This is a genomic window from Mycobacterium sp. 29Ha, assembly GCF_032883055.1.
In the GTDB taxonomy this organism is placed as follows: Bacteria; Actinomycetota; Actinomycetes; order Mycobacteriales; family Mycobacteriaceae; genus Mycobacterium; species Mycobacterium gallinarum.
Map to the genome: position 1 here is coordinate 254,038 of NZ_JAMQTI010000004.1, position 20,419 is coordinate 274,456.

Here is a 20,419-nt window from a genome sequence, read left to right on the forward strand (position 1 = left end):
CGCTCCCATGGCCCCCGACCTGCTGACGCCCCGAGGAGGAGCCGGCGAGCCGCTGGTCCTCGTACACGGCCTGATGGGCCGGGGCAGCACGTGGTCGCGACAGCTGCCGTGGCTGACCGGGCTGGGTCGGGTGTACACCTACGACGCGCCGTGGCACCGCGGTCGTGATGTCGACGATCCGTATCCGATCAGCACCGAGCGGTTCGTCGCCGACCTCGGTGACGCCGTCGCCACGCTGGGCGCCCCGGCCGTCATGGTCGGACATTCGATGGGCGCGCTGCACTCGTGGTGTCTGGCGGCGAGCCGGCCCGAATTGGTACGTGCGCTCGTCGTGGAGGACATGGCTCCGGACTTCCGGGGCCGCACGACTGGCCCGTGGGAACCGTGGCTGCATGCGCTGCCGGTCGAATTCAACACGGCGCAAAGGGTTTACGACGAGTTCGGAACCGTCGCTGGGCAGTACTTCCTCGAGGCGTTCGACAAGACCGATACCGGTTGGCGGCTGCACGGGCACACGAAGACCTGGGTCGAGATCGCCGCCGAGTGGGGCACCCGCGACTACTGGCAGCAGTGGTCGATGGTGCGGGCGCCCTCGCTGCTGTTGGAGGCCGGCAACTCCGTCACGCCGCCGGGCCAGATGCGCACAATGGCGGAAACCGGCTACCGGACGACGTATCTGCACGTGCCCGGCGCCGGCCACCTGATCCACGACGATGCGCCGCAGATCTATCGAGACGCGGTCGAGTCGTTTCTAGCGACCCTGGCTCAGCGACCCTGACGAGGGCCAGAACGGCTGCTGCTCGAAGCGCGTGCGCACGGCATCGGCGTCGTGGCCGATGCGGAAGGCGTCGCGGTCGTCAGCCAGATCGGGACTGAAGTACCGACCCGTCATGGGACCGGCCATCCGGAACTGGTCGAGTCGCAGCCGCAGCGATCCGGAGCGATGAGCGGCCCAGCTGAGGGACACTGCCACCGCCAGGGGGGCGATCAGGATGAGGAAGGTGAGTGCAGTGGTCATGGCAGTAATACTCCGCTCACAAATATTCCGCCAACAGTGGCAGGAAGGACACCTTAGGATAAAATGCTGCCATGGCAATAAAGAGCGTATCGGCGCTGGTGCTGGACCGTCTAGCGATTTTTGAGTTCGGTGTCATCTGCGAGGTTTTCGGCATCGACCGCTCGGCGGACGGCGTGCCCAACTTCGATTTCAAGGTCTGCGGGCCGGAACCCGGCAAGCCGCTGCGGACCTCGGTCGGCGCGACGATCACCCCCGACCACGGCCTTGACGAACTCGTCGGACCGGACCTGGTGGCCATTCCCGCGATCGGCGGATCGGACTACCTACCCGCGGCGCTGGAGGCGGTGAAAGCTGCCGCCGACTCCGGGTCGATCATCCTCACGGTGTGCTCGGGCGCGTTCGTCGCGGGCGCCGCGGGGCTGCTCGATGGCCGGCCTTGCACCACGCACTGGATGCACGCCGACGACCTGGCCCGCCAGTATCCGACCGCGAAAGTCGATCGCAATGTGCTGTTCGTCGATGACGGCAACCTGATCACCAGCGCGGGGACAGCGGCGGGTATCGACGCGTGTCTGCATCTGGTTCGCCGCGAACTCGGCAGCGAGGTCACGAACAAGATCGCGCGCCGGATGGTGGTGCCACCGCAGCGCGACGGCGGCCAACGGCAGTACATCGATCAACCGATCCCGGTGCGATGCTCGGAACGCTTTGCGCCGCAACTCGACTGGATCCTGGGCAACCTCGACCAGCCGCACACGGTCGCCAGCCTTGCCGCCCGTGCGCACATGTCGGCGCGCACATTCGCGCGCAGGTTCGTCGAGGAAACCGGCCGCACGCCGATGCAGTGGGTCACCGATCAGCGCGTGCTCTACGCCCGCACACTGCTCGAAGAGTCCGATCTCGACATCGACCGGATCGCCGAGCGATCCGGCTTCGGCACCGCGACGCTCCTTCGGCACCACTTCCGCCGGATCATCGGCGTCACACCGTCGGACTACCGGCGCAGGTTCTGCTGCACCGACAGCGATTCCGACGACGAGGAAGCGGCCACCGCCTGACGCTATTCGCGCACCAGCGCGTAGACCCGCCATCGGCCGGGCACGCCCTTGAGATCATGCTCGCCTCGGTCGTCGAAACTCAGCCGTGATCCCGTCACGATCTCGCGCACCGTAGAGGACACCAGCACCTCGCTGGCGCCCGCCAGACCCGACACCCGGGCCCCGATGTGCACCGCCATCCCGGCGATGTCGTCACCGCGCACCTCGACCTCCCCCGCATGGACGCCCACCCGCACCTCGATGCCGAGTTGACGCACCGCGTCGACAACCGCGGACGCGCACTGGATGGCCGCACTGGGGCTGGGGAACATGGCGACGAAGCCGTCGCCGACGGTGTTGACCTCGATGCCCCGGAACCGCTCGAGCTCACGACGGACGACGGTGTCGTGGTTGTCGAGCAGGGCGTGCCACCGGTCGTCGCCGAGCGCGGCCGCACGCTGAGTCGACCCGACGATGTCGGTGAACACGATGGTGGTCAGGACGCGTTCGAATTCGGCACCGCGGCGCGAACCCGTGACGAACTCTTCGATCTCGTCGAGGATCGGCGAGCTGTCGCCGACCCAGTACAGCGAGTCCGCGCCCGGCAACTCGACATAGCGGGCGTCCGCGATGTGCTCGGCCAGATATCGGCCGTGGCCGACCGGAACAAAGGCGGTATCCCTGCGATGCAGCACCAGCGTCGGCGCCGTGATGTGCGGCAGCCTGTCCCGCACGTCGCCTTCCGCCAGCGCCTGGCTGGACCTGCGGGCCATGCTGGGTGACGCCGCCCGGTTGCCCGCGGCGTCCCACCAGGTCCGGAATGCGATGTCGTCGGCCACCGACGGCGCCAGCAGGGCCAGGACGTCGAATCCCCGCTCGACGGCATCGGGTTCGACGGCAACGGTGGTGAACGGGCTCGCCGCTGTCGCGCGCGATCCCGGCTCGTAATCGGGCGCCCACAGCGCTCTCGCCGAACCGTTGACGATGACCAACTTCGATACCCGCGCCGGGCGATCACCGGCCAGAAAAAGTGCACTCATCGCGGAGAACCCGGTCGCGAACACCGTGGCCTGCTCCGAGCCGACGGCATCCATGACGGCGACGACGTCTTCGGCCCAGCAGGCCGGGGTGATCTTGTCGGCGCCGATGCGCGACGACATGCCCATGCCGCGGTGGTCGAACCTGATCAGCCTGCAAAACGACGACAGTCGCCGGTGAAAGCGGTACATCGAGGGTTCGGCGTCAATGGAGTCGATCGGGACGAAGGGGCCGGGCATGGCGACGACGTCGATGGGACCATCGCCGAGTACCTGGTATGCGATGTCCAAGTCGCCGCGCGATGCGTAGCGAGTCCGCGGCGCCCCCGAACCGGTCACAGCCACAGCACCAGGCTAACTAGTCGCCTTCCCCGGCAAGTGCGAAACGCCCGTCTGCGGTCTGCTCGACCAGCCCGTCGACCAGCAGCGAATCCAGTGCGCGATCCCGTTGCGCGGTGTCAGTCAGCCACGCCATGTCGAGCTGGGCCCTGGGGACCGGAGAGTCGTTGCCGCGCAACACATCCAGCAACCGACCGCGCACTTGGCGGTCGGTTCCGGCGTAACGCTGTACGCGGCGCACCGGCGCCGCCGCCTCCGGATAACCTCTCGAGCGCCACGCGCAGACAGTCAACGGGCACAGCCCGCACCGGGGTGCGCGCGCCGTGCACACCGTCGCTCCGAGTTCCATCAAGGCCACCGAAAACGTTGGCGCGTCGGCACTGTCGGGCAGCAGCGCCGCGACGTCGTCGAGATCGCGAACCGAAGACGGGGAGTCTGCGCGTCCGTGCACCACCCTGGCCACCACCCGGCGCACGTTGGTGTCCACGACGGGCACCCGCTTGCGGTAGGCGAAGCAGGCAATCGCCCTTGCGGTGTACGTGCCGACGCCGGGAAGGGTCAACAACGTCTCGATGTCCGACGGCACGACGTCGTCGAGCTCGGTGGCGATCACCGTCGCGCACTCGTGCAGCCGCTTGGCGCGGCGCGGATAGCCGAGCTTTCCCCACGCGCGCAGCACATCGGCCGCGCTCGCGGCCGCGGTCGCAGACGGGGTCGGCCAGCGCTCGATCCACGCCAGCCAGATCGGCTCGACCCGCGCGACCGGCGTCTGCTGAAGCATGAATTCGCTGACCAGAATCTGCCATGGCGACACGCCAGATCGCCGCCACGGCAGATCGCGCTGCTCGGTGCGGTACCAATCGAGCAGCTGGGGCACAATGTCGGTCATGCCCAACACCAGCCCAGTGACCGCGTGGAAAGCACTCAAAGAGGGTAACGAGCGGTTCGTCGCGGGTAAGCCTGAGCACCCGAGCCAGGGAATCGAATACCGAGCGAGCCTGACCGCCGCGCAGAAGCCGATCGCCGCCTTGTTCGGCTGCGGCGACAGCCGGGTGGCCGCCGAGATCATCTTCGACCAGGGCCTCGGGGACATGTTCGTCGTACGCACCGCCGGTCATGTCATCGATTCGGCGGTGCTCGGCTCCATCGAATTCGCGGTCACCGTGCTCAATGTGCCGCTGATCGTCGTCCTCGGTCACGACAGCTGCGGTGCGGTGAAGGCGACACTGTCGGCGCTCGACGACGGTGTGGTGCCCGGCGGTTACGTGCGTGACATCGTCGAACGGGTGATGCCGTCGATCCTGGCGGGCCGTCGTGAGGGACTGAGCCGGGTCGACGAGTTCGAGGCCCGGCACGTCACGGAGACCGGCGCGCAACTGATGGCGCGATCGACCGCCATCGCCGAACGCATCGACGCGGGCAGCTTGGCGATCGTCGGCCTGACCTATCAGCTGGCCGACGGCCGCGTGGTTTTGCGGGACCATATCGGCGACATCGGCGAAAGCTGAGTCGAGGCTCACTCGCGACACGCCGGGCGACCTCGGACGAACAGGCATAATCCGGCCTTACCGTGTGAATTGTGCTGGATCTAGAACCGCAGGGCCCACTACCCCAACAGATTTACTGGCGCCGCAGGGCACTGGCGCTGGGCGTTGCGGTGATCGTCATCGGCGTGATCGCAGCCCTCTCTGTCGTGATCATCAAGTCCGTGGGCGGCACCGAGAACACCGCCGCCGAACAGCCCGCCCCCGCCGCCACGCCGACGCCACTGCCGGGGGAGAACCCCGAGGTCAAGACCCCGGTGATACCGCCGGCGCAGAATGCCCCACCGCCCACCCCCACCCCCACCGCGGCTGTCGCCCCGCCGCCGGTGCTCAACGAGGGCGATGACTGCCCCGATTCGACGCTGGCCGTCAAGGGCATCACGAACCAGCCGCAGTACGTCGTCGGCGATCAGCCGAAGTTCACGATGGTTGTCACGAACATCGGCCTGGTGGCGTGCAAGCGCGACGTGGGCGCCGCGGTGCTGGCGGCCTACGTCTACACGCTGGAGAACGGCAGGCTGTGGTCGAACCTGGACTGCGCGCCTTCGAACGAGACGCTGGTCAAGACATTCCAGCCCGGCGAGCAGGTGACGACCGAAGTGACCTGGACCGGGATGGGCTCGGCACCGAACTGCCCGCTACCGCGGCAACCCATCGGGCCGGGCATGTACAACCTCGTGGTCCAGCTGGGCAACCTGCGCTCGGCGGCGGTCCCGTTCGGCCTCGCCGCCCCCGCGCCTGCGCCGCCGCCCGGTGAGGCGCCGCCGCCACCGCCCGCGGTGGGTTAGGCCAGCCGGTCGGCGATCGTCGATTCGGCCAACTGCGACAACCCTTCTCGGATGTGGCGCGCCCACATCGATCCGATGCCCTCGACGTTCTGTAGATCGGTCGCGCTCGCGGCTAGCAGTCCCTGCAGTGAGCCGAACGAGCGCACCAGCAGGTCGACGTGGGCGAACTGCAGTCGCGGGATGCCCGCCATCGCCCGGTAACCGCGCGAGCTCATCGCCGAATCCTGTGCCTCGGCGGTCGATGGGTAACCGAAAACCCGTGCCAGCGCGGTGAAATCGAGCAGCTCGTTGTCGGAGAGGTGGTCCAGCTCCTCCAGCGTTGCGCTGACCTGAGCGGCGGTCGGCGGGTCCGGGTTGGCGTGGTAGTCGCGCACGATCAGCTCGCGCGCGGTCTCGTTGTCGCCGACCAGCTCTTCCAGCTGCAGCTTGAGCTGACGTCCGTCGGTGCCGAGTTCGACCACGTCCGAATCGATTTCCAGGCTGATCCGCCGCACCATCTCCAGCCGCTGCACGAGCGTCATCACATCGCGCAGCGTGACGAAGTCCTCGATTTCGGCCGTCGACAGTTGCCTGTTGACCTCGTCGAGGCGGGCCTTGTAGCGCTCCAGTGTGTCGATGGTCTGGTTGGCGCGCGACAGGATGGTCGCCGAGTCGGGGATCACGTGGCGTTCGCCGGCCACGTACACGGTCACGATGCTCATCGAATGGCTCACCGAGATCACCGGGTAGCCCGTCTGGATGGCGGTGCGCTCCGCGGACCGGTGCCGAGTGCCGGACTCTTCGGTGGGGATCGACGGATCGGGCACCAGCTGGACGTTGGCCCGCAGGATCCGGCTGCCGTCGGAGGACAGCACCACGGCGCCGTCCATCTTGGACAGCTCGCGCAGTCGCGTCGGCGCGTAGCGGACGTCGAGCGAGAAACCGCCGTCGCAAATCGCCTCGACGCTGTCGTCATAGCCGATGAGGATCAGCGCGCCGGTGCGGCCGCGCAGGATGCGCTCGAGCCCGTCGCGCAGCGCGGTCCCCGGGGCCAGTCGGGAAATGGTCTCGCGCATGGTTGGCCTCGCCAGCGGCACAACGGTGCGGCCGGACCTCCCACCAGGCTTGACAGCCATTGAACCCCTCCTACGACTGGCCGCTATTCTGCGCGATTTCTCGCAGCACCCGCAATGCCGAGCCGATGTTGTCGGCCGATATCGCGCGCAGTCGGGCGGGCACCGCCGTCACGCCGGGAGGCACCACGGCCACAGTGAAGCCCAGCCGTGCGGCCTCGGCCAGCCGGCGATCCATACCGCTGACGCGGCGCAGATCACCGGCGAGTCCGACCTCACCGATCGCCACGGCCGAGGCGGGCATCGGCAGGTCCATGCACGACGACGCGATCGCCAGTGCCACCGCAAGATCGGCGGAGGGATCAGTCAACCGCATGCCCCCAACCGTCGACAGGTAGATGTCGTTGGCGCCGACCGGCAGCTTCGCCCGCTTCTCCAGCACCGCCGTGATCATCGCCGCGCGCGACGAGTCGATACCGCTGACCGCTCGCCGCGGCGACCCGCTCGCCGGTGCTCCGATAAGCGCCTGTACCTCGCCGATGAGCGGGCGCTTACCGTCGAGCGTGACCGTGACGGCCGTCCCAGACACCGGCTGGGGCCGCTGATCGCGGAACAGTGCCGACGGATCCGAGACACATTCGATTCCCTTGTCGTGCAACAGAAAACAGCCGACCTCGTCGGCCGCGCCGAAGCGGTTCTTCACACCGCGAACCATGCGCAGCGACGACTGTCGGTCACCCTCGAAGTGCAGGACGACGTCGACGAGATGCTCCAGTGAGCGGGGCCCCGCGATCGCACCGTCCTTGGTGACGTGGCCGACCAGGATCAGCGCCACGCCGGAGGTTTTGGCGGCCATCGTCAGCGTCGTGGTCACCGCGCGCACCTGGGTGACGCCACCGGTGACGCCGTCGGCTTCGGTCGTCGACATGGTCTGCACCGAGTCGACGATGACCAGGCTGGGCTTCACTTCGTCGATGTGGCCGAGCACCATCTGCAGATCCGACTCGGCGGCCAGGAAGACCTCGTCGTGCGTGCAGCCGGTGCGCCCGGCCCGCATCCGGATCTGGCCGGCCGATTCCTCCCCGGAGAGGTAGAGCGCGCGCTTTCCGCTCTCGGCCCACCGGTGCGCGGCCTCCAGCAGCAGGGTCGACTTCCCGACTCCAGGTTCACCGGCCAGCAGCGTCACCGACCCGGGGACCACTCCGCCCCCGAGTACCCGGTCGAGTTCGGTGATTCCGGTGCCGATGTGCCGGGTGTGGCCGGGATCGATCGAGCTGATCGGTACCGCGGGCGAGGTCGGGGCGACCGCGCGCCGCATCGATGACCCGTTGACGGCGGAGAGCACCGCCACCTCGTCGACCGTGCCCCAGGTGCCGCAATCCGCGCACCGGCCAACCCACTTCGCTGTGACGTGGTGGCATTCGGAGCAGCGGTACTGCGACCGTGGCTTGGCGCCACTTTTAGGCATGGGGCGACCGTAGCCGCACGGACCGACAGAAATCCCGTGGTGAGCGGCCGTGTCGCGGAGTTGTGCGGTCAGTGACCGCCGGAGCCGCCGCCCGAGTGGCCTGCGCTGCCGCCCTCTTCGCGCCGCGGGCTCTCACCGGCGGAAATCGGCACTGCGAACGTGCCCTCGCCGCCCTTCTCGAACGTGAACGTGAAGTTGTACGTCAGGCCGTTGGTGATCGGCTTCGTCAGCTCCACCTTCGCTTCGGCCGCGTCGACCGTCTCGACGCTTTCGAGCGGAGTGATTTGCCCGTCGGGGGCGCCCACTACGAGGTTGCCCGTCGCGGGCAGGGCGGTGTCGCCGCTCAGCGTGACCGTTCCGACGTCGGACGTGATCGACACCAGCTTGTCGTTGACGTCCGGCGAGTTGTTGGAAGCGACGAAAATCAGGTCCACCTCACTGCCCGGCTGCACGTAATCCGACGTCTGGTCGACCCGCAGGTGGGCGTTGCGCACCGCGATCTGGCCGATGTTCGCGCTGGTGCCGTTCACCGCGGGTTCCTGGGTGGCCGTCTGGGAAACCTGCCCGGCCCCGCAGGCACTCAGGACGACGGTGGCTGCCAGTCCACAGGCGGCCAGTTTGAAGCGGTCCACACGTGCCTCCTGCTCGACGGACTTTGGATTCGACTATGGACTGTAGTAGGTGCGCGTGGCGGGCGGTAGCTGAGGGCCGACGGACGGTCCGCAGATTTCTCGATGGCAGCAGCGTGTTGCACGTATTCATCCGCCTGTCAACCCCTAGTCTCGACCGGGAGTGCCCCTGACCTGCACCGTTGATCCACGCCTGTCTGGACCCCGTGCTAACATTGGGTTGTGAAAGGGGCTCTAATCTGATGATTTTCAAGGTCGGAGACACCGTCGTCTATCCACACCACGGCGCCGCGCTGATCGAAGCGATCGAAACCCGGACCATCAAAGGCGAACAGAAGGAATACCTCGTCTTGAAGGTCGCCCAGGGCGATCTCACCGTTCGAGTCCCAGCGGAGAATGCCGAATACGTGGGCGTGCGAGACGTCGTCGGGCAAGAAGGTCTCGACAAGGTTTTCCAGGTGCTCCGCGCGCCGCATACCGAGGAGCCGACCAACTGGTCGCGCCGCTATAAGGCCAATCTCGAGAAGCTGGCCTCCGGCGACGTGAACAAGGTCGCCGAGGTGGTTCGCGACCTGTGGCGTCGCGATCAGGAGCGTGGCCTGTCCGCCGGCGAGAAGCGGATGCTGGCCAAGGCGCGTCAGATTCTCGTCGGTGAACTCGCGCTTGCGGAGAACACCGACGACGAGAAGGCCGCGACCATTCTCGACGAGGCACTTGCTGCCGCCTCCTGACGGCCATGACGAGCCTGCCCAGAGTCGGGCTCGGTACCGACGTACACCCGATCGAGAGCGGTAGGCCGTGCTGGCTGCTGTGCCTGTCGTTCGCTGACGCCGACGGCTGCGCCGGACATTCCGACGGCGACGTGGCCGCTCATGCGTTGTGTGACGCGCTGCTTTCCGCGGCCGGTCTCGGCGATCTCGGAGAGGTGTTTGGCACCGGCCGCCCCGAATGGCGCGACGTCAGCGGTGCCGACATGTTGCGCCATGTACATGGTCTGCTGGTGGCCGAGGGCTACCGCGTCGGCAACGCCGCCGTTCAGGTCATCGGCAACCGGCCCAAGGTGGGTCCGCGCCGGGCCGAGGCGCAGAAGTTGCTGTCCGAACTCCTCGACGCCCCGGTGTCGGTATCGGCGACCACGACAGACGGTCTGGGACTGACGGGCCGTGGCGAAGGTTTGGCCGCGATCGCGACCGCACTGGTCATTCCGCCCGAATAAGCCCGGTAAGCTGGCCCGTCGTGACCGACCTGCGGCTATACGACACGATGACGGGCGCCGTCCGCGACTTCGTGCCGGTGCGCGAAGGCCACGTGTCGATCTATCTCTGCGGCGCGACGGTGCAGGGTCTGCCTCATATCGGGCACGTTCGCAGTGGTGTGGCGTTCGACGTCCTGCGGCGCTGGCTGATGGCGAAGGGTTACGACGTCGCGTTCATCCGCAACGTCACCGACATCGACGACAAAATCCTGAACAAGGCCGCCGATGCGGGCAGGCCGTGGTGGGAGTGGGCCGCCACCTACGAGCGCGCGTTTTCGGCCGCCTACGACGCGCTGGGCGTCCTTCCGCCGTCGGCTGAGCCGCGGGCCACCGGGCACATCACGCAGATCGTCGAGCTGATCGAGCGGCTGATCGAACGTGGCCACGCCTACGTCGGTGGTGGAGACGTCTACTTCAACGTGCTGAGCCTGGCCGACTACGGAAAGCTGTCGGGCCATCGAATCGACGACGTGCATCAGGGCGAAGGCGTTGCCACCGGCAAACGCGACGAGCGCGACTTCACGCTGTGGAAGGGCGCGAAACCGGGTGAACCGTCGTGGCCGACGCCGTGGGGACGCGGCCGTCCCGGCTGGCACACCGAGTGCGTAGCGATGTGCGAGGCCTACCTTGGCGCCGAATTCGACATTCATGCCGGCGGTATGGACCTGGTGTTCCCGCATCACGAAAACGAGATCGCGCAGGCCGAAGCCGCCGGTGATCCGTTCGCCAGGTTCTGGTTGCACAACGGCTGGGTGACCATGGGCGGCGAGAAGATGAGCAAGTCGCTGGGCAATGTGCTGGCGATACCGGCTGTGCTGCAACGGGTTCGGGCTGCCGAACTGCGGTACTACCTGGGCAGCGCGCACTACCGGTCGATGCTGGAGTTCTCCGAGACGGCGCTGCAGGACGCGGCGAAGGCCTACACCGGGATCGAGGATTTCCTGCACCGCGTGCGCACCCGGGTCGGCGCGGTGGTGCCGGGCGAGTGGACACCGAAGTTCGCGGCGGCCCTGGACGACGACCTGGCGGTGCCGATTGCGCTGGCTGAAATCCACGCCGCGCGCGCCGACGGAAACCGGGCATTGGACGCCGGCGACCACGAGACAGCGCTGGCACAGGCGATGTCGATCCGAACGATGATGGGCATCCTGGGCGCCGATCCGCTCGACGAGCGCTGGGAGTCCAAAGACGAGACTTCGGCCGCGCTGGCCGCGGTCGATGTGCTTGTGCAGGCCGAGGTGCAGCGCCGCGCTGACGCCCGGGACAGACGCGACTGGGCCGAGGCCGACGCCATCCGCGACCGTCTCAAAGCGGCCGGAATCGAGGTCACCGACACCGGTGACGGACCGCAATGGACACTGCTGGACGGTTACACAAAGTAAATGGCTGGAAACTCCAAACGCCGCGGCGCAATTCGCAAGCCGGGCACCAAGAAGGGGCCGACCGTCGGTTCTGGCGGTGTGCGCCGCCGTGGCCTCGAGGGCAGGGGAGCGACTCCGGCCGCCAAGGACCGGGTCAATCATCCCGCGGCCAAACGCGCCGCCAAGGCGGCCAGGAAGCAACAGGGCCGGCAACGCAAGACCGACGACGTCGAATTGGTGCTCGGGCGCAATCCCGTTGTGGAATGCCTGCGCGCGGGAGTGCCTGCCTCCGCGCTCTACGTCGCCCTCGGCGCGGAATCCGACGAACGTCTGACCGAATCAGTCACGCGGGCAGCCGATTCCGGTATCGCAATCCTCGAGGTGCCCCGGACCGATCTGGACCGGATGAGCACCAACGGGCTGCATCAGGGCATCGCTTTGCAGGTGCCGCCGTATCAGTACGCACATCCCGACGACCTGCTGAAGTCTGCGACGACGGACGTGTCGCCCGCCCTGCTCGTCGCCCTGGACAACATTTCCGATCCGCGCAACCTCGGCGCGATCGTGCGGTCGGTGTCCGCATTCGGCGGTCACGGTGTGCTCATCCCGCAGCGCCGATCGGCGTCGGTTACGGCGGTCGCATGGCGCACCAGTGCCGGTGCGGCCGCCCGGCTTCCGGTGGCTCGGGCGACGAATCTCAATCGCACGCTGAAGGATTGGGCCAACGCGGGCCTGCAGGTGGTGGGTCTCGATGCCGACGGTGACATCACGGTGGACGAGCTGGACGGCGCCGGCCCGATCCTGGTCGTCGTCGGATCCGAGGGCAAGGGTCTGTCGCGGCTGGTCAGGGAGAACTGCGATGTGATCGTGTCGATTCCGATGGCCGGGCCGACGGAATCGCTGAACGCATCGGTGGCCGCCGGGGTGGTACTCGCCGAAATCGCCCGCCAACGTCGCAGTTAGTACGCGGGCTGCAGAATCTCGACCAGCCCAGGCAATTTCGGTTCTATACCGGCACCTGGCGTCACGCGCCGTAGCCGACGCGCCACCCACGGCGCAGCGAATGCCGTCGCCCATCGCAGGTTCTGCCACCAGGTGTGTACCGGAGGTGACGATGTCAGCACGGCGGCTGAGCGCGACGTGAGGCTGTGCGGCACCGTGAGTGTGTCGAGGACTTTGGCGGCCATGCGTTCATGCCCGAGTGGGGACAGGTGAACGCGGTCGCCCGCCCACAGTCGCGGATCCCGAAATTCGTTGAACCGCCAGAAGTCCACGAGCTGTACACCGAGATCGTCGACGACGGTGCGCAGCAGCTCGTTGTAGATCGCGGCGCGGCCGCGCAGCCGGCGGAACAGCGGCACGGTGCCGAGATCGGCTGCGGTGAACGTGAGCACTACAGCACCCGTCTGCTGCAGCGTCTTCAGCGCATCGGCATAGCGCGCCATCATGGCGTCGATGTTGTTGCGCACCAACATCAGATCGTTCATCCCGGCGTAGACCGTCACGATATCGGGCTCGAGCATGACGGCGGTCTGGATCTGCTCGGTGAGGATCTCGTCCATGGTGCGCCCGCGCACCGCCAGATTGGCGTACCGCATGTGCGGGTTGTGTTGTCCGAGCACTTCTGCGACGCGATCCGCCCAGCCACGTAGACCGTTCGGGCGGGCTGGGTGGGGGTCGCCGATACCTTCGGTGAACGAGTCACCGAGTGCCACGTATCTGCTGAACACCGTCGGCGGAGCCGACGATCGGGACACAGCCATAGCACCAATGTGGCCGATGCTACGGCGACGCGCACCCCGCAGCGCCGCCGGTGGCTCAATCGACATGCGTTGTCCCACTGTCGTTTGAGCGCAGGTAACCGGGCCTACACACCGATCAATTGGATGCTCAGCCACAGGGCTGCGACCGATGCCAGCAGGGTGAGCGGCACGGTGCACAACCCAATCCGGGTGAACTCGACGAACCCGGTCGGCATCTCCCGGCGTACGACACCACGCCACAGCAGGTTGGCCAGTGAGCCGACGTACGTCAGATTCGGACCGATGTTCACGCCGATCAGTACGGCGAGCACGGCGGCCGGGCCCGACGCCGCGACCAACGGAAGCATGACCAGGACCGCGGGCAGGTTGTTCACGAGATTGGACAGCACGGCGGCGATAGCGGCGATTCCGAGCAGTGCGAGCATCGTGCTCCCGGTGGGCAGCACATGCCGCATCGCGGAGTCGAGGCCGTGCAGCATCACCGCGTCGACGACGACACCGAGGCACAACACGAACGCGAGAAACGGTGCGTCGACAGCGGACGCGATCCGCGTGACGGTGGTGTCGCGGCGCGCGAGTGCGCGCACGCCCAGGACGGTTGCGCCGGCCAGGGCCGCCCAGGCGGGGGAGTGTCCAAGGAGCGAAGTCACCGCAAACCCGACGAGGGTGAGCGCGAGTACCACCAGCACGAACACCGGCACGTCGACGGGCTCTGAGGTATTCACCCGCTGCGACTCGATCGACAGATCGCGCTTGAAAAGCCAACGTAGAAGGACGAACTCGACGGCGATCGCCGCCAGCCACGGCAGGGCCATGATCGCGGCGAAATGCAGGAACGTCAGGCCCGCCGCCGTGAACGCCAACAGGTTGGTCAGGTTGGACACCGGCAGCAGCAGCGAAGCGCTGTTGGACAGGTGGGCGGTGGCGTACGCATGTGGTCGGGCCGGTACCGCCAGCGTACGTGCGGTCGCGAGGACGACCGGTGTCAGCAGCACGACCGTCGCATCAAGGCTCAGGATCGCGGTGGTTGCCGACGCGACGACGAACACCATGGACAGCAGGTGTTTGGGGTTGCCCGCGCTGAACCGCGCCATCGCGACGCCCGCGGCGCGGAACAGGCCTTCGTCGTCGCACAGCTTCGCGAGCACCAGGATCGCGGCAAGGAAACCGACGACGGGCAGCAGCCGGTTCACTTCGGCCAACGCCTCCGGCACCGAGATGACGCCGGCGACGATCAGCGTGGCGGCCGCCGGTACCGCGACGATGGCCTCGGGCCAGCCGTGCGGGCGCACTATGGCGAACAGCAGCACGACGACCAGCGCGACGAGCGCCAGGCTCAACCCCACGGGTCTGCGCGCTGCCAGAGCGTAGGCAGATGCAGCGCGACACCGTCCTCGCGCGCCAGCCGGGATAGCACCTGCATCGTGACGTCCAGATCGTCACCCGCGTAGGGCAGCGCGCGCAGCGGCTTGTGCAGCGGGCGGAAGAAGTCGTCCCAATGGATCAGGACGACGCGGCGCGCACCCACCGCGCGCACAGCTTCTGTCCAGTAGTCGAGCAGGTACTGCTCGGGCTGCACACCGAGCTGCCCGACGCCGAGGTACACGACGTCGGCCCGCTGTGTGGCCAGCGCGCCGGGCAGGAAACCGGCGCTGCCGACGATCAGCAACCGCCGGTCCGACGGCCGGTGATGCACGACCGTCGACCATGCTTCCCCGCACTTGTATGCCGACGCGCGCACCGGTGGCGCGACGGGTTCGGTGATGACGCCGGGAAAGCGGTCGGGTGGGCAGTGTTCGGACTCGATCAGCGTGACGTCATACGCCCCAAGGGTTATGGCTTTGCCCGGTGTCGCCACGACGAGGCGATCGTCGGGCAACCCGTGACCGAGGCCGACCTGTCGCGCCGACGTTCCGCCGACCACCTTCGCGCCGGTGCGCTGGGCGACCACGGCGCTGTCCATCGCGTGGTCGAAATGGGTGTGCACCGGCAACACTGCCTCAAGGCGCTGCACCCCCATTCGCGCCAACGAGCCGTCGATCCGCGGCGTCGACGGCGACAACGACCGCAGCCCGACCTCAGCCAGGCTCGGCCGGGAGAAGAAGCCGTCGGTCATCACCGCGGACTCACCGTCGTCGACGAGCAGCGTGGTGACGCCGGCCCAGGTGACGGTCAGCGGCGCACCCTCGGTCGCAGCGGGCTCGTCGAAGTAACCGGCGTAGTCGGCCAGGTCCGGCCTGCCGAGCTTGAGGCGCATAGCGCCAACCTTATGTGCGGTCCCCGTAGCGCCTGCGGAACTTCTCGACCTGCCCGGCGGTGTCGATGTGGCGGCGCGAGCCTGTCCAGAACGGATGCGACGAGGCGCTGATGTCGACGACGACAAGCGGATAGGTGCGGCCGTCCTCCCATTCGACGGTGCGCTCGCTCGTCAACGTCGATCGTGTCAGGAATGCGTCACCGGTGGTCGCATCCTGGAACACCACGGGGTGGTAGTCGGGATGGATGTCGGGTTTCACCGTTCGTCTCCTTCGTGCTTCGCGATGACGTCACTGGCGTGCTCGGCCATGTCCTCGCATGGGTCGTGGTGCCAATCGCCGAACGGGTCGGCGTACGCGCGCCATTCGTGCGGCCGCGCCATTTCCTCGTCGGTCAGCAGCGCCGCCTGAAGTCCGTCGGCGATGGCCTCGGGTTGGGCGCCGCAGACGAGCACCGTCAACGCCACGTGACGATCACCGACGGTGTCGTGCCAGTCGGCCGACGCTAGCGCGCACCGTTGCGGGTCCGCGTACGCCAACTGGTTGGAAGTCATTGCGGCCAGCCACTTTCCGGCGTACTCGGTCCGCAGCCCACAGCCGGCGGATTCGATCCACATCGCGTCGTCGAACCGGTTCGCCAGCCACAGCCTGCCCCGGGTCCGCACCACACCGTCCAACAGCAGATCCAACGCATCGTGCAGGCGTTCGGGATGGAACGGCCGTCGCGCGGAGAACAGGATGAGCCCGACGTCGCCGTCGCCGGACAGCGACGGTTCGCCGGCGAGCAAGGGATCGTGTGGATTGTCGCTGCGGCCACGGCGGCTGTCGGGCTCGAGATTGGCCAGCGCGGTCTCGGCGCGGTCGGCTCCGACGGTGAGTCGTGCGAGTGGCGCCAGCCTGCGCAGCACCGCCAGCGTGCGGGTGTCGGGTTCGGTGAGTACGAGTGCATCCGCGAACTCGGCCTGGGCCACCACCACCTGCGCGACGGTGCGCCCGTCGGCGAGATCGTCGTCACCGAGCGATTGGCTGAGCCAGTTCGCGGAGTCGATGCACGTCACCACCGCGTCGATACGGACGTCGCAGGCGGCAGGCCCGTCGAGGTAGCCGGGCCCCACGCGCACCCGGACGTTGTTGATCGCCCAGCAGACGGGTTCGGGTTCCAGCCACGGCATCAAGCGCACGACGATGCGGTCGATGTCGCTGCGACGGTGCAGCCGTCTGAGCAGGATCAGCAGGTCGTTGCGCACGGTGCAGGTGACGCAGCCCTTCCTCAGCTCGAGCGGCCACTCCGTCGTATCGCCGGCCACGCCGACGCGCCGTAGCACCACCTGACCGTCGAACCTGTGCTCGACGACGACGGTGCCAGGTTGTCTGGCCACGACGTCGACGACGCCATCGGTATCGCCCTGACCGCAGATCAGGACCAGCGGCGTTCGCATGCGTACCTCCTGTACTATTGAAAACGATTATCATTTACATTAGCGCAACGAAGGGAGGGCCGTGTCCGCGCACTGTCAGGTCACCGGCCGATCGCCGAGCTTCGGCAATTCCGTATCGCATTCGCACCGTCGCACCCGTCGGCGGTGGAACCCGAACATCCAGTCCAAGACCTACTACCTGGCCTCGGAGCGCCGTCGCGTCACGCTGCGGGTGAGCGCCAAGGGAATCAAGGTCATCGACCGTGACGGCATCGAGGCCGTCGTCGCCCGGCTGCGTCGTGAAGGGACGAACATCTGATGGCGCGCAACGATATCCGGCCCATCGTCAAACTGAAGTCCACCGCGGGCACGGGCTATACCTACGTCACACGCAAGAACCGTCGAAACGACCCCGACCGGATCGTGCTGCGCAAGTACGACCCGGTGGTACGGCGCCACGTCGACTTCCGTGAGGAGCGTTGATGGCCAAGAAGAGGCAGGTCCGCCGATCTCCTGCACCTGAACCCAAGCGGCATAAGACAAATCCGCTGAAGGCTGCCGGCATCACCCACGTCGACTACAAGGACGTGCAGCTGCTCCGCACATTCATCTCCGAACGCGGCAAGATCCGGTCGCGCCGTGTGACGGGGTTGTCGGTGCAGCAGCAGCGGCAGGTCGCCATCGCGATCAAGAACGCTCGAGAGATGGCGCTGCTGCCGTACGCCACCCTGCGGTAATCTCCGCGCGTGAGAACCGTTCCAGTCATCGCGTTGACTGGTTATCTGGGCGCAGGTAAGACGAGTCTGCTGAACCATGTCCTGCGAACCCCGAGAGCGCGACTTGGCGTGATCGTCAACGACTTTGGCGCGCTCAACGTCGACGCCGGGCTGGTCGTCGGCCAGATCGACGAACCCAGTTCGATCACCGGTGGTTGTGTGTGTTGCCTGCCGGACAACGGTGGGCTCGACGACGCGCTGACCAAGCTCACCGACCCGCGGCTCGACCTCGACGCCATCATCGTCGAGACCAGCGGCCTGGCCGACCCGGTCGCCGTGGCGCAGCTGATCCGCTTCAGCGGCGTTGACGGCGTGCGGCCAGGCGGCATAGTCGACGTCATCGACGCCACCACCCACTTCGACGTCGTCGATCGCGACAGAACTCCGCCGGCTCGCTACGGCGCCGCGTCCTTGATCGTCGTCAACAAGATGGACCAACTGCCCGAGGACGACCGGCAACCGCTGCTCGAACGAATCGAGCAGCGTGTTCGCGAGCGCAACCCACTCGCCCCCGTGGTCGGGACGGTCGGCGCGCGAATCGATCCCGCGCTGCTGTATGACCTACCCCGAACGGATGACGAGCTGGGCCAGCTCTCGTTCAGGGAACTCCTCTTCGAATCCGCGGAAGAGACGCATGCCCATGCCGACGATGACCACGCCCACGCCGACGCGGTCACGGTGACCAGCTCGGGGTGTATCGACCCGGGCAAGTTACTCGACCTGCTGGAGGATCCGCCGCCTGGGGTCTATCGGGTCAAGGGCGCGATCGCCGTGCGATATCGCTCCGCAGTGCGGCCCTATGTCGTCCATCTGGTTGGTCCGTCCATACATGTCTCCACCGCTCCCGCGTCGGCGACGCCGAACAGCCTCGTTGCCATCGGAATGGATCTCGACACCGAAGACGTGCGTGCCCTTCTGGATGCCGTCCTCGCCCCATGCGAGGGAAACGCATCGGCAGGCGCGATTCGCCGCCTGCAGCGTTATCGCCGACTCAGCCTGTGAATCAATACTCGTACAGATTCGCGGGCGGTTCGATACGGGTGGCGGAGAAGACCTCCATGACGGCGATCGGGCCATTGCGTGAAAAGGTCTGTCCGGATGGGACTTCAGCCTCGACCCGCAACCAGGTGTTCTCTGGATAGGCGGCGATCTGTTGCGCGGCCGGACCGCTGACGCGGATCCGCGCCAGCGAGGCATCGGCGGCGCAGCAGATGATCACCACGCGCGCCAGATCCGTGCGACCGTCCTCCTTGAACGTGAATCCAGTTACCGTGATCAGCCTGCCGTCAAGGGTGTTCGCCGAATCCCGCGCTATCCGCACCAGAAGCTCCGGCAGCGAGATGGCCGGTGCACGTTCGGCGGGCAACGCGGGGAACGGCCGTCGCTGCACTTCAGAGGACACCTCGGTCACCGACGGGGTGGCGGCTTCGGGGGCGATGGCAGGCGGAACGATGAAACCGATCACCGCGATGGGAACGACCAGCAGCCAGGCTGCCGACGCGCGGTGCGCATGGCCGTCGTCGTGAGGCGCGTCGGCCGCTCCACGGCGGATGTCGCGCACGATCGAGATCAATGCGAGCACTATCAGCAGGATCGCCGACACCGCCAGCCACGGCAGCAGCGAAGGCTTGACGTACCTGGTGTAGGTCCCGGTGATGGTGATGATTCCCGTGGCCATGCCGACGAGCAACAGAAGAACGTTCTCGGTCTCGCGACTCATTGCGTACCCACCAACAGCAGTCCGACACCCGAGGCGACCAGTGTGGCCACCACGAACGTCGTCGGCGCGAACCGCAAAGCGAAAGCGCGACCGAACATCCCGGCCTGCATCGCGAACAGCTTGAGATCGACGGCCGGACCGACGACGAGAAACACCAGGCGCGGCAGCAGTGGGAGCATCGTCAAGCTGGCGGCGACGAACGCGTCCGCCTCTGAGCACAGCGACAAGACCACGGCGAGCAGCGCCATGGTCAAGATGCCGAGCACGATCTGCCCTGCGAGCTTCTCGTACATCCACGGCGGCACGACCACCCGAAGCGCCGCTGCAGCGGCAGCGCCGATCACCAGATACGAGGCCGCTTGCAGGAAGTCGTGCCGGGCGGCCTCGGTGAACACCGTCCAGCGCGACCCCTCGCCGTCGCGCGGTTGCGGCAGGCGCCGGGTTATCCACTCGGTTCGGCCGAACCGCGCCCACACGGCTCCCATGATCAGCGCAGTCACCAACGACGCGATACACCGCGCCGCCACCATTTGCGGCTGGCCGGGGAATGCGACAGCCGTGGCGACCAGCACGACGGGGTTGATGGCTGGGGCGGCGAGCATGAAGGTCAAGGCGGCGGCGCCCACTGCCCCGTCACCGAACAGGCGTCGCGCAACCGGAACCGAACCGCACTCGCAACCGGGCAGCGCGGCACCGCCGACACCCGCAGCGAGGATCGCCGCAGCGGGTCTGCGTGGCAACCAGCGAGACAGCCGTTCGGGCGTCACGAACGCCGCGACAAGTCCACTGATCACGATTCCGAGGGCCAGGAACGGAATGGCCTGCACGAAGATCCCGCTGAAAACCGTTGCGGCGGTCGAAAGTTCCGCCGAGCCAACGACGAATCCCCTCAGCGCAGTGCCGAAAACGGCCAATGCGACCATGCCGACGACCAGCACGTGCATGGACCCGATCCGCCG

General features: G+C 67.2%; 25 protein-coding genes. 12 read left to right on the top strand and 13 right to left on the bottom strand.

The features are described from left to right. The first annotated feature begins 7 nt into the window (after positions 1 to 7). On the top strand, positions 8 to 778 hold the full coding sequence (locus M1248_RS07480; protein ID WP_317147943.1) for an alpha/beta hydrolase: 771 nt from the start codon (positions 8 to 10) through the stop codon (positions 776 to 778). On the opposite strand, the gene M1248_RS07485 is transcribed toward M1248_RS07480, so the two are convergent. Further along, positions 752 to 1,018, bottom strand: coding sequence for a hypothetical protein (locus M1248_RS07485; protein WP_317147944.1), 267 nt, complete (start codon positions 1,016 to 1,018; stop codon positions 752 to 754). The two genes, M1248_RS07480 and M1248_RS07485, sit on opposite strands and share 27 nt — an antisense overlap. Before the next feature lie 71 nt (positions 1,019 to 1,089). Between M1248_RS07485 and M1248_RS07490 the strand changes: the two genes are divergently transcribed. Then, positions 1,090 to 2,076: a helix-turn-helix domain-containing protein gene (locus tag M1248_RS07490; protein ID WP_317147945.1), complete on the top strand. Its 987-nt coding sequence runs from the start codon at positions 1,090 to 1,092 to the stop codon at positions 2,074 to 2,076. Positions 2,077 to 2,078: 2 nt separating this feature from the next. Here M1248_RS07490 and M1248_RS07495 read toward each other — a convergent pair whose 3' ends face one another. Together M1248_RS07495 and M1248_RS07500 are read right to left on the bottom strand one after the other, a co-directional pair. Next, positions 2,079 to 3,437 carry an alpha/beta fold hydrolase gene (locus M1248_RS07495; protein WP_410506636.1) on the bottom strand — a complete coding sequence of 453 codons (1,359 nt, stop codon included), beginning with the start codon at positions 3,435 to 3,437 and terminating at the stop codon, positions 2,079 to 2,081. A 13-nt stretch (positions 3,438 to 3,450) separates the two neighbouring features. Then, positions 3,451 to 4,320: an A/G-specific adenine glycosylase gene (locus M1248_RS07500; RefSeq protein ID WP_317147946.1), complete on the bottom strand. Its 870-nt coding sequence runs from the start codon at positions 4,318 to 4,320 to the stop codon at positions 3,451 to 3,453. Here M1248_RS07500 and M1248_RS07505 point away from each other — a divergent pair. Together M1248_RS07505 and M1248_RS07510 are read left to right on the top strand one after the other, a co-directional pair. Further along, entirely contained in the window at positions 4,319 to 4,939 is a 621-nt protein-coding gene (locus M1248_RS07505; RefSeq protein ID WP_163731557.1) for a carbonic anhydrase, read from the top strand. The two genes, M1248_RS07500 and M1248_RS07505, sit on opposite strands and share 2 nt — an antisense overlap. 71 nt (positions 4,940 to 5,010) lie before the next feature. Further along, on the top strand, positions 5,011 to 5,763 hold the full coding sequence (locus M1248_RS07510) for a hypothetical protein (RefSeq protein WP_163731554.1): 753 nt from the start codon (positions 5,011 to 5,013) through the stop codon (positions 5,761 to 5,763). Here M1248_RS07510 and disA read toward each other — a convergent pair. The 3 genes from disA to M1248_RS07525 all read right to left on the bottom strand — a co-directional run bounded on the left by disA (position 5,760) and on the right by M1248_RS07525 (position 8,915). Further along, complete coding sequence (gene disA, locus M1248_RS07515; RefSeq protein WP_317147947.1) at positions 5,760 to 6,878, bottom strand: DNA integrity scanning diadenylate cyclase DisA; 1,119 nt, start codon at positions 6,876 to 6,878, stop codon at positions 5,760 to 5,762. The genes M1248_RS07510 and disA overlap by 4 nt on opposite strands. Before the next feature lie 10 nt (positions 6,879 to 6,888). After that, a complete protein-coding gene (radA, locus tag M1248_RS07520) occupies positions 6,889 to 8,283 on the bottom strand; it encodes a DNA repair protein RadA (protein ID WP_317147948.1) in 1,395 nt (464 codons plus the stop codon). A 68-nt stretch (positions 8,284 to 8,351) separates the two neighbouring features. Further along, positions 8,352 to 8,915, bottom strand: coding sequence for a hypothetical protein (locus M1248_RS07525; RefSeq protein ID WP_163731544.1), 564 nt, complete (start codon positions 8,913 to 8,915; stop codon positions 8,352 to 8,354). 239 nt (positions 8,916 to 9,154) lie between these two features. Between M1248_RS07525 and carD the strand changes: the two genes are divergently transcribed. From carD to rlmB, 4 genes are read left to right on the top strand one after another with little or no spacing between them, the layout of a single operon-like run. Then, entirely contained in the window at positions 9,155 to 9,643 is a 489-nt protein-coding gene (gene carD / locus M1248_RS07530; RefSeq protein WP_003888533.1) for an RNA polymerase-binding transcription factor CarD, read from the top strand. Positions 9,644 to 9,648: 5 nt separating this feature from the next. Continuing rightward, positions 9,649 to 10,128: a 2-C-methyl-D-erythritol 2,4-cyclodiphosphate synthase gene (ispF, locus tag M1248_RS07535; RefSeq protein WP_163731541.1), complete on the top strand. Its 480-nt coding sequence runs from the start codon at positions 9,649 to 9,651 to the stop codon at positions 10,126 to 10,128. A 20-nt stretch (positions 10,129 to 10,148) separates the two neighbouring features. Continuing rightward, entirely contained in the window at positions 10,149 to 11,549 is a 1,401-nt protein-coding gene (gene cysS / locus M1248_RS07540; RefSeq protein ID WP_317147949.1) for a cysteine--tRNA ligase, read from the top strand. Continuing rightward, a complete protein-coding gene (gene rlmB / locus M1248_RS07545; protein ID WP_163731535.1) occupies positions 11,550 to 12,491 on the top strand; it encodes a 23S rRNA (guanosine(2251)-2'-O)-methyltransferase RlmB in 942 nt (313 codons plus the stop codon). Here rlmB and M1248_RS07550 read toward each other — a convergent pair. The 5 genes from M1248_RS07550 to mrf form a co-directional block, all read right to left on the bottom strand. Beyond that, the gene (locus M1248_RS07550; RefSeq protein WP_232076196.1) at positions 12,488 to 13,291 is read right to left on the bottom strand and encodes an SGNH/GDSL hydrolase family protein; all 804 of its coding nucleotides are present in this window, start codon (positions 13,289 to 13,291) and stop codon (positions 12,488 to 12,490) included. The genes rlmB and M1248_RS07550 overlap by 4 nt on opposite strands. Before the next feature lie 104 nt (positions 13,292 to 13,395). After that, entirely contained in the window at positions 13,396 to 14,637 is a 1,242-nt protein-coding gene (locus M1248_RS07555; RefSeq protein WP_163731530.1) for an SLC13 family permease, read from the bottom strand. Next, positions 14,628 to 15,548 (bottom strand): MBL fold metallo-hydrolase, encoded by a 921-nt coding sequence (locus M1248_RS07560; RefSeq protein WP_317147950.1) that lies wholly within the window; start codon positions 15,546 to 15,548, stop codon positions 14,628 to 14,630. Before M1248_RS07560 ends, M1248_RS07555 begins: the two co-directional genes overlap by 10 nt. Before the next feature lie 10 nt (positions 15,549 to 15,558). Continuing rightward, positions 15,559 to 15,807 (bottom strand): type B 50S ribosomal protein L31, encoded by a 249-nt coding sequence (locus M1248_RS07565; RefSeq protein ID WP_317147951.1) that lies wholly within the window; start codon positions 15,805 to 15,807, stop codon positions 15,559 to 15,561. Continuing rightward, positions 15,804 to 16,985 (bottom strand): ribosome hibernation factor-recruiting GTPase MRF, encoded by a 1,182-nt coding sequence (gene mrf / locus M1248_RS07570; protein WP_317147952.1) that lies wholly within the window; start codon positions 16,983 to 16,985, stop codon positions 15,804 to 15,806. The genes M1248_RS07565 and mrf overlap by 4 nt, the downstream gene beginning before the upstream one ends. 61 nt (positions 16,986 to 17,046) lie before the next feature. Here mrf and rpmB point away from each other — a divergent pair, with 61 nt between their 5' ends. From rpmB to M1248_RS07590, 4 genes are read left to right on the top strand one after another with little or no spacing between them, the layout of a single operon-like run. Further along, the gene (gene rpmB, locus M1248_RS07575) at positions 17,047 to 17,283 is read left to right on the top strand and encodes a 50S ribosomal protein L28 (RefSeq protein ID WP_317147953.1); all 237 of its coding nucleotides are present in this window, start codon (positions 17,047 to 17,049) and stop codon (positions 17,281 to 17,283) included. After that, the gene (gene rpmG / locus M1248_RS07580) at positions 17,283 to 17,447 is read left to right on the top strand and encodes a 50S ribosomal protein L33 (protein ID WP_163731515.1); all 165 of its coding nucleotides are present in this window, start codon (positions 17,283 to 17,285) and stop codon (positions 17,445 to 17,447) included. Before rpmB ends, rpmG begins: the two co-directional genes overlap by 1 nt. Then, the gene (gene rpsR / locus M1248_RS07585; protein ID WP_163731512.1) at positions 17,447 to 17,701 is read left to right on the top strand and encodes a 30S ribosomal protein S18; all 255 of its coding nucleotides are present in this window, start codon (positions 17,447 to 17,449) and stop codon (positions 17,699 to 17,701) included. The genes rpmG and rpsR overlap by 1 nt, the downstream gene beginning before the upstream one ends. A gap of 9 nt (positions 17,702 to 17,710) precedes the next feature. Beyond that, entirely contained in the window at positions 17,711 to 18,742 is a 1,032-nt protein-coding gene (locus M1248_RS07590) for a CobW family GTP-binding protein (RefSeq protein ID WP_163731509.1), read from the top strand. Between the two features lies 1 nt (position 18,743). On the opposite strand, the gene M1248_RS07595 is transcribed toward M1248_RS07590, so the two are convergent. Together M1248_RS07595 and M1248_RS07600 are read right to left on the bottom strand one after the other, a co-directional pair. Then, on the bottom strand, positions 18,744 to 19,460 hold the full coding sequence (locus M1248_RS07595; protein ID WP_163731505.1) for a TIGR03943 family putative permease subunit: 717 nt from the start codon (positions 19,458 to 19,460) through the stop codon (positions 18,744 to 18,746). Continuing rightward, positions 19,457 to 20,404: a permease gene (locus tag M1248_RS07600; RefSeq protein ID WP_317147954.1), complete on the bottom strand. Its 948-nt coding sequence runs from the start codon at positions 20,402 to 20,404 to the stop codon at positions 19,457 to 19,459. The genes M1248_RS07595 and M1248_RS07600 overlap by 4 nt, the downstream gene beginning before the upstream one ends. Positions 20,405 to 20,419: the final 15 nt, after the last annotated feature.

Excerpts from the sequence above, each read along its gene's own strand:
- M1248_RS07480 (WP_317147943.1), top strand. The coding sequence starts at position 8 with ATGGCCCCCGACCTGCTGACGCCCCGAGGAGGAGCCGGCGAGCCGCTG.
- M1248_RS07485 (WP_317147944.1), bottom strand. The coding sequence starts at position 1,018 with ATGACCACTGCACTCACCTTCCTCATCCTGATCGCCCCCCTGGCGGTG.
- M1248_RS07490 (WP_317147945.1), top strand. The coding sequence starts at position 1,090 with ATGGCAATAAAGAGCGTATCGGCGCTGGTGCTGGACCGTCTAGCGATT.
- M1248_RS07505 (WP_163731557.1), top strand. The coding sequence starts at position 4,319 with ATGCCCAACACCAGCCCAGTGACCGCGTGGAAAGCACTCAAAGAGGGT.
- M1248_RS07500 (WP_317147946.1), bottom strand. The coding sequence starts at position 4,320 with ATGACCGACATTGTGCCCCAGCTGCTCGATTGGTACCGCACCGAGCAG.
- disA (WP_317147947.1), bottom strand. The coding sequence starts at position 6,878 with ATGGCTGTCAAGCCTGGTGGGAGGTCCGGCCGCACCGTTGTGCCGCTG.
- radA (WP_317147948.1), bottom strand. The coding sequence starts at position 8,283 with ATGCCTAAAAGTGGCGCCAAGCCACGGTCGCAGTACCGCTGCTCCGAA.
- carD (WP_003888533.1), top strand. The coding sequence starts at position 9,155 with ATGATTTTCAAGGTCGGAGACACCGTCGTCTATCCACACCACGGCGCC.
- ispF (WP_163731541.1), top strand. The coding sequence starts at position 9,649 with ATGACGAGCCTGCCCAGAGTCGGGCTCGGTACCGACGTACACCCGATC.
- rlmB (WP_163731535.1), top strand. The coding sequence starts at position 11,550 with ATGGCTGGAAACTCCAAACGCCGCGGCGCAATTCGCAAGCCGGGCACC.
- M1248_RS07550 (WP_232076196.1), bottom strand. The coding sequence starts at position 13,291 with ATGGCTGTGTCCCGATCGTCGGCTCCGCCGACGGTGTTCAGCAGATAC.
- M1248_RS07560 (WP_317147950.1), bottom strand. The coding sequence starts at position 15,548 with ATGCGCCTCAAGCTCGGCAGGCCGGACCTGGCCGACTACGCCGGTTAC.
- mrf (WP_317147952.1), bottom strand. The coding sequence starts at position 16,985 with ATGCGAACGCCGCTGGTCCTGATCTGCGGTCAGGGCGATACCGATGGC.
- rpmG (WP_163731515.1), top strand. The coding sequence starts at position 17,283 with ATGGCGCGCAACGATATCCGGCCCATCGTCAAACTGAAGTCCACCGCG.
- rpsR (WP_163731512.1), top strand. The coding sequence starts at position 17,447 with ATGGCCAAGAAGAGGCAGGTCCGCCGATCTCCTGCACCTGAACCCAAG.
- M1248_RS07595 (WP_163731505.1), bottom strand. The coding sequence starts at position 19,460 with ATGAGTCGCGAGACCGAGAACGTTCTTCTGTTGCTCGTCGGCATGGCC.
- M1248_RS07600 (WP_317147954.1), bottom strand. The coding sequence starts at position 20,404 with ATGCACGTGCTGGTCGTCGGCATGGTCGCATTGGCCGTTTTCGGCACT.